The sequence below is a fragment of the Bradyrhizobium sp. 134 genome, assembly GCF_023074155.1.
In the GTDB taxonomy this organism is placed as follows: Bacteria; Pseudomonadota; Alphaproteobacteria; order Rhizobiales; family Xanthobacteraceae; genus Bradyrhizobium.
Window position 1 is genome coordinate 289,807 of sequence record NZ_JADPKX010000045.1, and the last position, 14,178, is coordinate 303,984.

Annotated in this window: 12 protein-coding genes; 10 read left to right on the top strand and 2 right to left on the bottom strand. The window is 63.0% G+C overall.

The genetic code is table 11. The features are described 5' to 3' along the window. Positions 1–24: 24 nt before the first annotated feature. The 3 genes from IVA75_RS16345 (at position 25) to IVA75_RS16355 (ending at position 2,691) form a co-directional block, all read left to right on the top strand. On the top strand, positions 25–1,035 hold the full coding sequence (locus tag IVA75_RS16345; RefSeq protein ID WP_247290612.1) for an FUSC family protein: 1,011 nt from the start codon (positions 25–27) through the stop codon (positions 1,033–1,035). Positions 1,036–1,145: 110 nt separating this feature from the next. Beyond that, complete coding sequence (locus tag IVA75_RS16350; RefSeq protein WP_247290613.1) at positions 1,146–2,135, top strand: tripartite tricarboxylate transporter substrate binding protein; 990 nt, start codon at positions 1,146–1,148, stop codon at positions 2,133–2,135. Between the two features lie 130 nt (positions 2,136–2,265). Beyond that, on the top strand, positions 2,266–2,691 hold the full coding sequence (locus IVA75_RS16355; protein ID WP_027566537.1) for a hypothetical protein: 426 nt from the start codon (positions 2,266–2,268) through the stop codon (positions 2,689–2,691). 56 nt (positions 2,692–2,747) lie between these two features. On the opposite strand, the gene IVA75_RS16360 is transcribed toward IVA75_RS16355, so the two are convergent. Then, positions 2,748–3,716, bottom strand: coding sequence for a helix-turn-helix domain-containing protein (locus IVA75_RS16360; protein WP_027566536.1), 969 nt, complete (start codon positions 3,714–3,716; stop codon positions 2,748–2,750). Between the two features lie 511 nt (positions 3,717–4,227). Here IVA75_RS16360 and xoxF5 point away from each other — a divergent pair. The 7 genes from xoxF5 to IVA75_RS16395 all read left to right on the top strand — a co-directional run bounded on the left by xoxF5 (position 4,228) and on the right by IVA75_RS16395 (position 12,121). Then, positions 4,228–6,033, top strand: coding sequence for a lanthanide-dependent methanol dehydrogenase XoxF5 (gene xoxF5 / locus IVA75_RS16365; protein ID WP_027566535.1), 1,806 nt, complete (start codon positions 4,228–4,230; stop codon positions 6,031–6,033). Between the two features lie 109 nt (positions 6,034–6,142). Continuing rightward, positions 6,143–6,631 (top strand): c-type cytochrome, methanol metabolism-related, encoded by a 489-nt coding sequence (locus IVA75_RS16370; RefSeq protein ID WP_027566534.1) that lies wholly within the window; start codon positions 6,143–6,145, stop codon positions 6,629–6,631. Positions 6,632–6,692: 61 nt separating this feature from the next. Then, positions 6,693–7,802 (top strand): S-(hydroxymethyl)glutathione dehydrogenase/class III alcohol dehydrogenase, encoded by a 1,110-nt coding sequence (locus IVA75_RS16375; protein WP_027566533.1) that lies wholly within the window; start codon positions 6,693–6,695, stop codon positions 7,800–7,802. Positions 7,803–7,835: 33 nt separating this feature from the next. Beyond that, entirely contained in the window at positions 7,836–8,399 is a 564-nt protein-coding gene (gene gfa, locus IVA75_RS16380) for an S-(hydroxymethyl)glutathione synthase (RefSeq protein ID WP_027519384.1), read from the top strand. Between the two features lie 637 nt (positions 8,400–9,036). Continuing rightward, a complete protein-coding gene (locus IVA75_RS16385) occupies positions 9,037–9,489 on the top strand; it encodes a (2Fe-2S)-binding protein (protein WP_007601363.1) in 453 nt (150 codons plus the stop codon). A 1-nt stretch (position 9,490) separates the two neighbouring features. Next, a complete protein-coding gene (locus IVA75_RS16390) occupies positions 9,491–11,803 on the top strand; it encodes a molybdopterin cofactor-binding domain-containing protein (protein WP_027566532.1) in 2,313 nt (770 codons plus the stop codon). A gap of 57 nt (positions 11,804–11,860) precedes the next feature. Further along, positions 11,861–12,121, top strand: a complete 261-nt coding sequence (locus IVA75_RS16395; RefSeq protein ID WP_027566531.1) for a hypothetical protein — start codon at positions 11,861–11,863, stop codon at positions 12,119–12,121. A 306-nt stretch (positions 12,122–12,427) separates the two neighbouring features. On the opposite strand, the gene IVA75_RS16400 is transcribed toward IVA75_RS16395, so the two are convergent. Continuing rightward, the gene (locus IVA75_RS16400; RefSeq protein ID WP_027566530.1) at positions 12,428–14,155 is read right to left on the bottom strand and encodes a methanol/ethanol family PQQ-dependent dehydrogenase; all 1,728 of its coding nucleotides are present in this window, start codon (positions 14,153–14,155) and stop codon (positions 12,428–12,430) included. Between the last annotated feature and the right edge of the window lie 23 nt (positions 14,156–14,178).

Sequence of the window (14,178 nt, forward strand, 5' to 3'; positions counted from 1 at the left end):
TTCATTCGGCCATCTGGTGGCATCGTGAATCCTTCCGCCGCAAGCCTGCGCGATCTCCTCTCGCGCGAAATCAAGACCGGCGAGCTGGTGCGGGCGCTGATCGTCGTCGGCCCGATGGTCGCCGCCTATTTCATCGCGCGCGAGACGGCGCTGCTGAATCTCGGGTTGGTCGCGGTCTCGTTGCTCATTCCCGCACTCAGGCTGCACCTGCCGCCGAAAGTCGTCGCGTGGCATTATCTCGCCATCCTCCTCACCTTTGCCGCGCTGTTCCTCGCGAACCCGATCAAGCCGCTATTCGCAGTGCTGACGGCGCTCGCCGGATTCCTTGCGGTCGCAGTGACGCGCCACGGCGAACATTTCCGCACGCTCGGGAATTGGGTGTTCATCCCCGCCGTGTATCTTGCCTGCGAGGTGCGGGAGGGCGTGAGCGCCCCGGAAGCCCTGCGCCATGCCGGCATGATCATGGTGTCCTCTCCGATCGCGCTGGCTCTGGTCTGCGCCATCCGGATTTACGACCAGCGACGGTGCGGCGATGCCGCGACCTCGTTCGGAGCGCCCGCGGCCGAATGGTTTGTGCCCGCGGCGGCAACCGCCCTTGCGGTGTTCGCTGCGGCGGCTCTGGTCGAGATCCTCGATCTCGCGCAGGGCCAATGGGTGATGTGGTCGGCCGCAAGCGTCGTGGTCGGCGATCTCGCCGCTTCGACCGGCAAGCTGAAGCAGCGGGCGATCGGCGCCGTCGCCGGCGTGCCGCTCGGTTTCCTCGCCGGCATGGTGCTGCCGCAAAGCCGGGTCGGCTATGCGCTCGCGGTTCTCGCGGCCACCCTCACGCTGATCTCGTTCTCCCGCTACATCATCGGCTTCGGCCTGCGCTGCTTCTTCATCGCACTGGCCGCCTCTTTCGCCGGCAGCGCCAGCGGCATCGCGGAGGAGCGCATCGTCAACGTGCTGATCGGCGGCACCTTTGGCTTGCTTGCGGTAGCCCTGACCGAAATCGTCTGGTTGCGTGTCATGCGAAAAGTGCGATTGTCCGGATGACGCCCGAATAGGCACAGCGCGGCCCTTCGAATGCGCCAATCTGTCTCGCCTGTCACCCATGGCAGAGGCGACCCGATGCAGTACCGTCGGCGACAACCCGGGAGAGAATCATGTCCCCAAAACTCGATCGCCGCCACTTCATTGCCGCCGGCACCGCCACACTCGCGACGCCCTTCGTCTCGCGCAACGCCTCGGCGCAGGCTGCGTGGCCATCGCGGCAGATCCGCATGATTTGCAGCTATCCCGCCGGCGGACAGACTGACCTGCTCGCACGCGCCTATGGCGAATTCATTGCCAAGCAGGTCGGAAAGACCGTCGTCGTCGAGAACAAGCCGGGTGCCGCGGGCGCGATCGGGACGGCGGAGGTCGCCCGCGCGGAGCCCGACGGCCACACCATCCTGTGCTCGATCTCCACCACCTACATCATGAACCGGGTGGTGATGAAGACTCCGGGCTACGACATGGACAAGGATTTGACGCTCGTCAGCGTCATTCCGGGCGCCGGCCTGTTGCTGGTGGCGAACCCGAAAACCGGCGTCAAGACGCTGGAGGATTTCGTCGCCTTTGCGCGCAAGAGCGGCAAGGTCAACTTCGGCACCTATAGCGCGGGCTCGGCCCCGCATATGACGGTCCACGAGCTCAACAAGCAGTATGGCCTTGCCATCGAGCCGATCCACTATCGCGGCGAAGCCCCGATGTGGACGGGCATGCTGGAAGGTACGCTCGATGTCGCCATGGGCAGCTACACGGCAGCGCAATCGGTTTTGCAGAGCGATCGCGGCACAGTGTTCGCGGTTCATTCGAAGAAGGTCGACGCCATCCCCGATATCAAGACCCTCCCCGAGCAGGGCGCGACGTCGAAATTCTTCACCGTCAGCGGCTTCTCCGGCTGGGCCGTGCCGAAGGCGACACCGCAACCGGTCGTCGACCGCCTGGCGGAGCTTTGCGTTGCTGCCAACAACGATCCGAAGGTGAAGGAGGTTCTCAACACGTTCGTGCTCGAACCCGCGATCGGCTTCAAGGACACCAACGCGCTGTATCAGCGCGAGCTGCCGATCTGGATCGATAGCGCGCGGTCGCTCGGCCTCGAGCCCTCCTGAACCGCGAGACAAGACGCTCTTCGCGGCGCAGCATTCGACCAAAGCCTAGTGCCGGAAACGTATTTTCCCGCTATGATTGTGCGACGCTGCCGGGAAGCTCTCACCGGCGCGGACGAGAAAGGCCGATCCCATGACACCGGATGGCGTTGCCGTAGCCGTCATGATCATCCTGCTCTTTCCGATGGGCTATTTCACGTTGGCGTCTCCGGCCTTCCTGCTGGTGAAGCTGGATATCCAGCCCGTCGCCCAGCTTTTGCGCGGAATGTTCAATGCGCATTTTCTGGTGATGCGCGTTGCCGGACTCATCGGAGCGGTCGCTTTCCTGCTCGACGGTCGTCTGGTCGCCGCGATGGGCGTTGGCCTTCTTGCAGCCTTGGCGATCTACGGACGCCGCTGGTTCATGCAACGGATGGACGAACAGCTCAGCGCCAGGGACGCCGGCGATGCCGAGGCCCCGCGCCGGCTACGCCGACTACATTGGAGTGGAATGCTCGGCAATGCGGTGCTGCTCGCCGCTCTCCTGACCAGCATTCCCTACATCGCCATATCGGCGTGAGAGACATCGCGGGCGCGCGACGGTCAACCGTCGTCGTCGCCGAACCTGGCGTTTGCCTAATGCTCGTCCGCGGCAACCGCGCCCTGTTGCGCCTTGTGGATCGAGGACGGCACTACGCCAAAATATTTCCGGAACACCCGGCTGAAATGCGATGAGCTGGAGAAGCCCCAGGAGAACGCGACGTCGGTGATGGTCTTGCCGGCGTGGGCCTCGAGCTCCTGGCGGCAATTCTGAAGACGCGCCTGCCAGATGTAGTCGCTCACCGTGGTGCCGCGCTCCGAGAACAGCATGTGCAGATAACGCTTGGAGCAGCCGAGCTCGCCGGAGATCTGGTCGATGCACAGATCCGGATCGCGCAAATGCTCGCGGATGAAGAACTGCGCGCGCACATAGGTCGCTTCGGGACCGACGCGATCGAGCATCGTGTCCGCCTCGCGCAGCGGCAGCAGCAAGAGGTCGATCAGCGAATCGGCGACGCCGACCGCACTATTCGCCGACAGCTTGGCCGCCTCGTCGAAGGTCGCATGGACGAAATCGTGGGCGATCCGCCCCGTTCCCGTGCGTGAGGTCAATTTGCAGGCCGGCATTCGCTGCGACGGGAACCCGCGGTCGCGCAGCAGCGCCTTGGGTACGATCACCACGTCGTGGCGCGTGAAAGCAGGGCTGATGATCGAATGCGGACAGGAGACGTCATAGGCGATGATGTCGCCCGGGTTGATCTCGATGTGGCGGCCTTCCTGCTCGAAATAGGACACGCCGTAAGTCTGGAAGTGGATCTTGATATATGGGTGTTCGTTGGCCTTGGCGCGCGCCAGTGTGTGCGCGATGCGATGCTGGCTGACCTCGATCTGGCAGAGCTTCAGGCGCGAGACGCTGGTGTAGTCGATGCGGCCTTCGAGCGAAGACGCTTCCAGCGGATCGACGTCGAAATGCCCACACAGGCTCGTCAGCCCGTCAATCCAGCTCTGGATCTGCCGCTTCGGCGTCATTCCCGTCGTCGAGAGCGTGTGAATTGTGTCGGACATTAATCCAGCCACTGGTTTGATCCGGAGATTTTGACGCGAATCGCGAGCCGCGCTGCCGGAGCCCTGAACCGTGATTGCGTGACGTTTACCTCGATTTTGAGCGATCTTCTGGAACGAGCGCCATCGTTCCATTGCCACCCTTGGAAGTTAATCCTCCGCCTTAGTTGCAGCGCCGTCAAGGGGAACCTAAGCGTGGAAGACAGTCCCTAAGCGCTGCGGAAGCCGCTGAATTCGCTACTGCAAAATCAAAATCTTCGCGGCCGTGCGCTGTCAAGCAAACCAGCTTCTCTCTTGGGCAAGTTTCCCGATGGCGAAGTCGCTACGGATGCATCAGGAACAACAAAAACGGGCCGCTCCTGCACGTGGACCCGTAGCTCTCATCAGGAGGAGAAAGCACCCAGCATCGTTTCTGGTCCCAAATGTGACCGCCCTGCACGAGCAGACACCGGACGAGAAGCCCGGTGATTGAGCAATGCTTCGGAAAAATAAACGAGACAACGGAGGAATGACTATGCGCAAGGTACTACTGGCGACCTTTCTTGGGTCCGCTGCGGCTCTCGCCGTAGGCAGCGCGTCAGCCAATGACGAGCTGAACAAGATGGCGCAGAACCCGAAAGACTGGGTGATGCCGGCGGGCGACTATGCCAATACCCGCTATTCCAAGCTCAACCAGATCAATGCTCAAAACGTCGGCAAGCTCCAGGTCGCCTGGACCTTCTCGACCGGCGTGCTGCGCGGCCATGAAGGCGGCCCGCTGATCATCGGCAACATGATGTACGTCCACACACCGTTCCCGAACAAGGTCTACGCTATTGACCTTTCGAACGAGAACAAGATCGTCTGGAAGTATGAGCCGAAGCAGGACCCGAACGTCATCCCCGTGATGTGCTGCGACACAGTCAACCGCGGCGTATCTTACGGCGACGGCAAGATCTTCCTGCATCAGGCTGACACCACCCTGGTCGCGCTCGATGCCAAGACCGGTCAGGTTGCATGGACCGCCAAGAATGGCGATCCCGGCAAGGGCGAGACCGGCACCTCGGCGCCGCTCGTCGTCAAGGACAAGGTGCTGATCGGCATTTCCGGCGGTGAGTTCGGTGTTCAGGCGCATATGAGCGCCTACGACATCAAGACCGGCAAGCTGGCTTGGCGCGGCTACTCTGAAGGACCGGATGATCAAATCCTGGTCGACGCCGAGAAGACCACCGCACTCGGCAAGCCGGTCGGCAAGGACTCCAGCCTGAAGACCTGGCAAGGCGATCAGTGGAAGATCGGCGGCGGCGCCACCTGGGGCTGGATCTCCTACGACCCCGAGCTGAACCTCGTCTACTACGGATCGGGCAATCCCTCGACCTGGAATCCGAAGCAGCGTCCCGGCGACAACAAATGGTCGATGACAATCTGGGCTCGCAACCCTGACACCGGCCAGGCCAAGTGGGTTTATCAGATGACGCCCCACGACGAGTGGGACTATGACGGCGTCAACGAAATGATCCTCTCGGACCAGCAGATCAACGGCCAGCCGCGCAAGCTGCTGACGCACTTCGATCGTAACGGCCTCGGCTACACGCTCGATCGTGCCACCGGTGAGCTCCTGGTCGCCGAAAAGTACGATCCGAAGGTGAACTGGACCTCCGGCGTCGACATGGACAAGAACTCGCCGACCTACGGCCGCCCGAAGGTGCTCGACGCAGCTTCGACCGACAAGGCGGGCGAGGACCACAACGTGAAGGGCATCTGCCCGGCCGCGCTCGGCACCAAGGACGAGCAGCCGGCAGCCTACTCGCCGGACACGCAGCTGTTCTACGTCCCGACCAACCACGTCTGCATGGACTATGAACCGTTCAAGGTGAGCTACACCGCGGGCCAGCCCTATGTGGGTGCGACGCTCTCGATGTATCCGCCGCAGGGTGAAACCCACATGGGTAACTTCATCGCCTGGGACGGCAAGACCGGCAAGATCGTCTGGTCGAACAAGGAGCAGTTCTCGGTCTGGTCGGGTGCGCTCGCAACCGCAGGCAACGTGGTGTTCTACGGAACGCTCGAAGGCTACCTGAAGGCAGTCGACGCCAAGACCGGCAAGGAGCTCTACAAGTTCAAGACTCCTTCCGGCATCATCGGCAACGTCACCACCTATGAGAACGGCGGCAAGCAGTATGTCGCAGTGCTCTCCGGCGTGGGCGGCTGGGCTGGCATCGGTCTGGCGGCAGGTCTGACCGATCCGACCGCCGGTCTCGGCGCAGTCGGTGGCTACGCGGCGCTCAGCAACTACACGGCACTCGGCGGTACGCTGACCGTGTTCTCGCTGCCCAACTAGGCCTCTCAGCATCGCTCCGGCGCGTGGATCAACTCCACGCGCCGGCTCGTCTCACCGAATGCCTTCCGAGGAAAATCTCTTGCGTAAAATCTGCTCTGCCATTGCCGCGATGTTCTTGATCGCGTCCGGGGGAATTGCCGTCGCGGACGGCTCAGGTGACCCGACTGCCGTCAAGCAGAACGAAACCGGCGAATGGTCCGACAAGGAAGGCAACCCAACCTACAAGATCACCGACGGCTCCGTCGACTGGTATACCTATTCCGGATACCGCCGCTATCACTCGGACTGCCATGTGTGTCACGGCCCGGATGGCATGGGCTCGACCTACGCCCCGGCGCTGAAGGATTCGCTGAAGACGATGAGCTATGCCGATTTTCTCGGCGTCGTCGCCTCCGGCCGCAAGAACATCTCGACTGCCGCAGAGAACGTGATGCCGGCCTTCGGCGATAACCCGAACGTCGCCTGCTACATGGACGATCTCTACGTCTATCTGCGCGCCCGCTCCAACGAGGCCTGGGGCCGCACCAGACCTGGCAAGCACGACGACAAGAACGACGCCTATACCAAGAACGAAGATTCGTGCATGGGCAAGAAGTGAACGTGCGGAGCCCGACCAGGACCTGGTTCTTGGCGCCCTGCCGGAATTTGAGGAGCTTAAGATGAAGACACGTGCCGCCGTCGCTTTCGAAGCCAAGAAGCCGCTCGAGATCGTCGAAGTCGATCTGGAAGGACCGAAGGTCGGCGAAGTCCTGGTCGAGATCAAAGCGACGGGCATCTGCCATACCGACGCTTACACGCTCGACGGCTTCGACAGCGAAGGAATCTTCCCGTCGATCCTGGGCCATGAGGGCGCGGGCATCATCCGCGAGATCGGCCCTGGCGTGACCTCGGTGAAGCCGGGCGACCATGTCATCCCGCTCTACACGCCGGAATGCCGGCAATGCAAAAGCTGCCTCAGCCAGAAGACCAATCTCTGCACCGCGATCCGCGCGACGCAGGGCAAGGGCGTGATGCCTGATGGCACAAGCCGCTTCTCCTACAAGGGCAAGCCGATCTACCACTACATGGGCTGTTCGACCTTCTCGAACTTCACCGTGCTGCCGGAGATCGCGGTCGCCAAGATCCGCGAGGACGCGCCGTTCGACAAGAGCTGCTACATCGGCTGCGGCGTCACCACCGGCGTCGGTGCCGTCGTCAACACCGCCAAGGTCGAACCGGGCTCCAACGTGGTCGTGTTCGGCCTCGGCGGCATCGGCCTGAACGTGATCCAGGGCGCCAAGATGGCTGGCGCGGACAAGATCATCGGCGTCGACATCAACGACTCCAAGGAGGAATGGGGACGCCGGTTCGGCATGACCGATTTCGTCAATCCCAAGAAGATCACGGGCGACATCGTCCCGCATCTCGTGACCCTGACGGATGGAGGCGCCGACTACACCTTCGACTGCACCGGAAACACCACAGTGATGCGCCAGGCGCTGGAAGCCTGCCATCGCGGCTGGGGCACCTCGATCATCATCGGCGTTGCCGAATCCGGCAAGGAGATCGCGACCCGCCCGTTCCAGCTCGTCACCGGGCGAAACTGGCGCGGCACCGCCTTCGGCGGGGCGCGGGGCCGCACCGACGTGCCGAAGATTGTCGACTGGTACATGAACGGAAAGATCCAGATCGACCCGATGATTACCCACACGCTCAAGCTCGAAGACATCAACAAAGGCTTCGACCTGATGCATGAGGGCAAATCGATCCGTTCAGTCGTCGTGTTCTAACTCGAAAAGCGTCACCCCAAGGAGGATCGACCCATGACTGTTGCACTCCATCCCTCAATCGATAACGGCATCAAACAGGGCAGCGGCAGCTTCGCCGGCGGCACACTCGCATGCAAATGCAGCGACCATCAGGTCAAGGTCGCCGTCAAGGGCGACGTCGCGCATAACCATGCCTGTGGCTGCACCAAGTGCTGGAAGCCGCAGGGCGCGAATTTCTCCGTCGTCGCCGTGGTGCCCCGCCAGAACGTCACCGTGCTCGAGAACGGCGACAAGCTCCAGATCGTCGATCCATCGGCGGTGATCCAGCGCTACGCCTGCAAGGCCTGCGGCACACACATGTACGGCCGCATCGAGAACAAGGGTCACCCGTTCTACGGCCTCGACTTCATTCACCCCGAACTGTTCCAGGAACAGGGTTCGCAGGCGCCGCAATTCGCCGCCTTCGTTTCGTCGGTGATCGAATCGGGCGTGAAGCCGGAGCAGATGGGCGGAATACGGGCTCGGTTCAAGGAGCTTGGACTCGAGCCCTATGACTGCCTGTCGCCGGCGCTGATGGACGCCATCGCGACCCACGTGGCGAAGGCCAAGGCCGCCTAAGTAAAGGCCGCTTCAGAGCAAAGGCCGCCTGACGTTTGCCGCACCCGCCCGCTCGCTGGTTCCACCACACCCAGCGAGCGGACGAGCCGACCTGGGACAATCGCGGCGATGCCGCCGCTTCTCGACTGCACTTGTTTGGGACCGTCAGCTCCCTCAGTCCTGGTCTCTGAATGACTGCGCAGGACCGCCGGCTTCCTGCTTGAAGTCCGCGGCCCCTGCGTTTCTCCCTCCCTCGACTGAGGCATCCTGCTTCGTCCGCACAGGTCTTCTGGCGGACGAAGCTTTTTTTCGTTGTGCCCATCTCAAGAGGCGCACGGCGTGATGCGGCGCCCTGCTTTTGACAAACCTTCGTTGCAATCTTTTCCATCGAGAACAGCTGACGAGAGAACACTTGGCTGTGACCGGACCGAAGCGATCCCACTAAGATCGCGTCGTGACGATGCCGCGCGAAATTCAATAATCAAGAACACGACGGGAGGTATCGAGCACATCCGGACATGAATTGGCATTCCTGAGTCCTGCCGGGATCTGCCCGCGCGGGATGACCGCCGGAATGCGACGCCGCGCAGCGGGCATGGCACCGACCGGCATCTGGAAAATCTGAAATCAACAAGCTTATGAAGAGCGAGGGACGATCATGATCAAGGTGAAGATCAACGGCCAGGAACAGAGCTGGGACGGCGACCCGGATCTCCCGCTACTCTGGTTCCTGCGCGACGAGGCCGGGCTGACCGGCACCAAATTCGGCTGTGGCCAGGCACTGTGCGGCGCCTGCACCGTCATCGTCGACAAGGAAGCTGTGCGCGCCTGCATCACGTCGATCAACGACGTCGCCGGCCGCGAGATCACGACGATCGAGGGACTGCATCCGAACGGCGATCACCCGGTGCAGAAGGCCTGGCGGCAGGTCAACGTCCCCCAATGCGGCTTCTGCCAGGCAGGCCAGATCATGCAGGCGGCTGCGCTGCTAATGGACAATCCAAAGCCGTCGCACGACCAGATCCGCGAAGCGATGTCCGGCAACATCTGCCGCTGCGGCTGCTACCAGCGCATCGAGAATGCGGTCCATCTCGCATCGACGGGAGTGTGACATGAATTTCATCGACAATCCGAGGAAGCTTCGTGGCTTCGAGAAGAACATCAGGGTCGAAAAGGTCTCGCGCCGTAGCATCTTGAAGGGGCTCGGCATCACCGGCGGCTTTGTGCTCGCTGCTCCCGTGATGTCGCGCCAGGCGTTCGCCTACGAGACCGGCGCCGGCAAGATGCCGCACGGCGTCGTGGTCGATCCGCGCGTGTTCGTCGCGGTCGCACCCGACGGCACCGTCACCATCCTCGCCCACCGCGCCGAGATGGGCACGGGCGTGCGCACCAGCCTGCCGCTGATCGTGGCTGAGGAGATGGAAGCCGACTGGTCGCGGGTCAAGGTGGAACAGGCCCATGGCGACGAGGTCAAGTTCGGCAACCAGGACACCGACGGCTCGCGCAGCACGCGGCATTATTTGATGCCGATGCGCCAGATCGGTGCCTCCGCACGCACCATGCTCGAGCAAGCCGCCGCGAAACGCTGGGGTGTGCCGGCAACCGAGGTCAAGGCCGTCAATCACGAGGTCGTCCACAGCGCGACGAGCCGCAAGCTCGGCTTCGGCGAGCTCGCAGCCGACGCCGCCAAGGAATCGGTGCCGAGCATCGAAGGGCTCAAGCTGAAGGACCCCAAGGACTTCCGCTATCTCGGCAAGGGCCAGATCGGCATCGTCGATCTCCATGACATCACCACCGGCAAGGCGCGTTACGGCGCCGACGTGCGGCTGCCAGGCATGAAGTATGCCGTGATCGCGCGCCCGCCGGTGACCGGCGGCAAGCTGGTCAAGTTCGATCCGGACGCGGCGTTGAAGGTCCCCGGCGTCGAGAAGGTGATGCAGGTGCGCGGATGGCCGTGGCCGTCGAAATTCCAGCCGCTCGGCGGCGTTGCCGTGATCGCGCGCAACACCGGCGCGGCGATCAAGGGCCGCGACGCGCTGAAGCTGACCTGGGACGACGGCGCCAACGGCAAATACGACTCCGTCGCCTACCGCAAGGAGCTCGAGGAGGCCTCGCGCAAGCCGGGCCTTGTCGTGCGCCAGGAAGGCGACGCCGAGGCTGCTCTGAAGGGCGCCGACAAGATCGTTGTCGGCGAATATTATCTGCCGCACCTTGCCCATGTCAGCATGGAGCCGCCGGTGGCGGTCGCCGACGTCAAGGGTGACAAAGCGGAGATCTGGGCGCCGGTGCAAAGCCCGGGCGGCACGCGCGAGGACGTCGCGAAGACGCTCGGCATTCCCGAGGGCAATGTCACGGTCAACGTCACGCTGCTCGGCGGCGGTTTCGGCCGCAAGTCGAAATGCGACTTCGCGCTCGAGGCCGCGCTGCTGTCGAAGGAGCTCGGCGTGCCCGTCAAGGTGCAGTGGACGCGTGAGGACGACGTCCGCCACGATTTCCTGCACACGGTCTCCGTGGAACGGATCGAGGCGGGGCTCGACAAGAGCGGCAAGGTGATCGCCTGGCGCCATCGCAGCGTGGCCCCGAGCATCGCCTCGACGTTCGCGGCGGGTGCAAAGCATGAGGCGCCCTTCGAGCTCGGCATGGGCCTCGTCGACATGCCCTTCGAGATCGCCAACATCTCCTGCGAGAACCCGGAGGCCGCGGCGTTCACCCGCATCGGCTGGTTCCGCTCGGTCTCGAACATCCCGCGCGCCTTCGCGGTGCAGTCGATGGTGGGTGAGATCGCCCATGCAACCGGCCGCGACCAGAAGGAGACGCTGCTCGCGCTGATCGGCAGCCCGCGCATCGTCAAGCCTGCTGTGAAGGACATGTGGAACTACGGCGAGCCCTTGGACAGCTATCCGATCGACACCGCGCGCCTGCGCAAGGTGGTCGAGCTGGTCGCCGAGAAGGGCGAATGGGGCCGACAGGTGCCTAAGGGCCATGGCCTCGGCATCGCCGTGCACCGCAGCTTCGTCAGCTATATCGCGACCATCGTCGAGGTGGCCGTCGACGACAAGGGCAAGCTGACGGTGCCGCGGGTGGACACCGCCATCGACTGCGGCACCTATGTCAACCCCGAGCGCATCGCCTCGCAGATCGAGGGCGCGGCGATCATGGGGCTCAGTCTCGCGAAATACGGCGAGATCACCTTCAAGGACGGCAAGGTGCAGCAGAAGAACTTCGACGACTTCCAGGTCCTCAGGATCGACGAATCCCCTGCGGTGACCAACGTCTACATCGTGCCGCCCGGACCCGACACGCCGCCGAGCGGCGTGGGCGAGCCCGGCGTCCCGCCATTCGCGCCAGCGCTGATGAATGCCATCTTCGCTGCGACCGGAAAGCGCATCCGCAGCCTTCCGCTCGGCAAGCAATTGGAAGCGTAAAGGCGGGAACACAAGGCGGCCTCGCGCCGTTTGCATCGATCTGACAGGAGCAGATCGATGACCCATATCTCAAAGGCGCTCGCAGTCTCATTGCTGTCGAGCGCCTTTCTTTTGACGGCCACTGGCGCATACGCCCAGAGCAACACCACGCCGCCGACAACGGCGACGCGCCCCAGTACGCCGGACCAGAACTCTGTGCCCAACGCCAATGCCACGCCGCCCTCGACCACCCAGACCACCGGGCAGCACAATCCAGATCCCAAGGTTCGCGAGATGAACCAGAAGGAAAAGGACAAGGTCGAGCGCGAGGGGAAGTAGCGATCTGCGCATTGGCGTTTTGACGTCGTGATTATCGGCTCTACTTCTTCGCCGAACCGCATCGTTGTGCCCTCTCCCCTTGCAGGAGAGGGCAGCGACGCCGGTTGCCACGATCACGCTGGGTGAGGGGTATGCCTGCGCGAGCCTCGCACGTTGAGATGCGCGGATGGAACCCCTCATCCGGCGCTTCGCGCCACCTTCTTCCGCAAGGAGCGAAGGGAAGACGCCAACGCAAAATGCGGCGGACGTTGCCGTCCGCCGCATTTGCCCCCTGACACTCCGCTTCTTTCGATCCGCCAGCGGAGCTTATTTCTTGAGCGCGAACACCCAGATCACGCCGCCTTGCGGCACGTTGGCTTCGATGCCGATATTGTTGGTCACGAGTGCATCCTGGATGCGCTGCGCATCCACGCCCCATCCCGACTGGATTGCGATGTATTGCGTGCCGTCGATCTCATAAGACACCGGCATGCCCATGATGCCGGAGTTGGTCTTCTGCTCCCACAGCAGCTCGCCGGACTTCGCGTTGAAGGCGCGGAAGTTGCGGTCGTTGGTGCCGCCCACGAAGACGAGATCGCCCGCGGTCGCCGTCACCGAGCCGAACAGCTGCGATTTCGGGAAGTTGTGTTGCCACATCTTCTTGCCCGTAACGGGATCCCAGGCCTGGAGCTCGCCGAAATGATCCGCCCCGGGCTTCGTCTTCAGCCCGATGTCCTCCGGCTTGGTGCCGAGCCAGAGCTCGCCGGGCTTGAGCGGAACCTTCTCGCCGGTGAACCCGCCGCAGAAATTCTCGTTGGCGGGTACGTAGACGAGGCCGGTCTTCTGGCTGTAGGCCGCCGACGGCCAATCCTTGCCGCCCCACAGCGACGGACAGAACTCCACGCGCTTGCCGACCATCGGCTTGTGCGCGGGGTCGACGATCGGCCTGCCGCTCTCGGCGTCGATGCCCTTCCAGACGTCAGTGGAGACGAACGGCCAACCGGCGACGTAGTTGATCTTGGTCGGCGTGCGCTCGAGTATCCAGAAGATCGCATCGCGTCCCGGATGGACCAGGCTCTTGATGTTGCGACCGTCACGTTGCAGGTCGATCAACATCGGCGCTTCGACCTCGTCCCAATCCCAGGAATCGTTCTGGTGGTACTGGTGATAAGTCTTGATCTTGCCGGTGTTCGGATCGAGCGCGAGTACCGAGGAGGTATAGAGATTGTCGCCGGGATGCATCTCGCCGGGCCACGGCGCGGCGTTGCCGACACCCCAATAGATCGTCTTGGTGTCCTTGTCATAATTGCCGGTCATCCAGGCCGAGCCGCCGCCGTTCTTCCAGTCCTCGCCCTGCCAGGTGTCGTGGCCGGGTTCGCCTTCGCCCGGAATCGTATAAGTCCTCCACAACTCCTTGCCGTCCTTGGCATCATAGGCGGCGACATAGCCGCGCACGCCGAACTCGCCACCGGAGCCGCCAACGATGACCTTGCCGTCGACGATCAGCGGCATCAGGGTCATGTACTGGCCCTTCTTGTAGTCCTGCACCTTGGTGTCCCACACCACCTTGCCGGTCTTGGCGTCGAGCGCGACGACATGGTCGTCGGTGGTGGCGAGATAGAGCTTGTCCTCCCAGAGGCCGACGCCGCGGCTGGTCGGATGCAGCTGGAACAGATCGTCGGGGAGCTGCCGCTTGTAGCGCCAATATTCGTCGCCGGTCTTGGCGTTCAGCGCAATCACCTGCCCCATCGGGGTTGCCACGAACATCACGCCGTTGTTGACGATCGGCGGCGCCTCGTGGCCTTCGACGACGCCGGTCGCGAAGGTCCAGACCGGGGTGAGGTTCTTCACATTCGAGGTGTTGATCTGGTCTAGCGGGCTGTAGCCCTGCCCGTCATAGGTCCGCCGGTACAGCATCCAGTTGGAGGGCTCCGGGTTTTCCAACCGCTGCGCGGTGACCGGCGCGTAGTTCTCGACCGGGCCTGATACGGCGGCGGTCGACGCAAGACACGTGAAGGCGACGAAGCCGGACAGTAACCACTGCTTCCTGGTCATGGACGTTCCCCTTTTTCATCCGT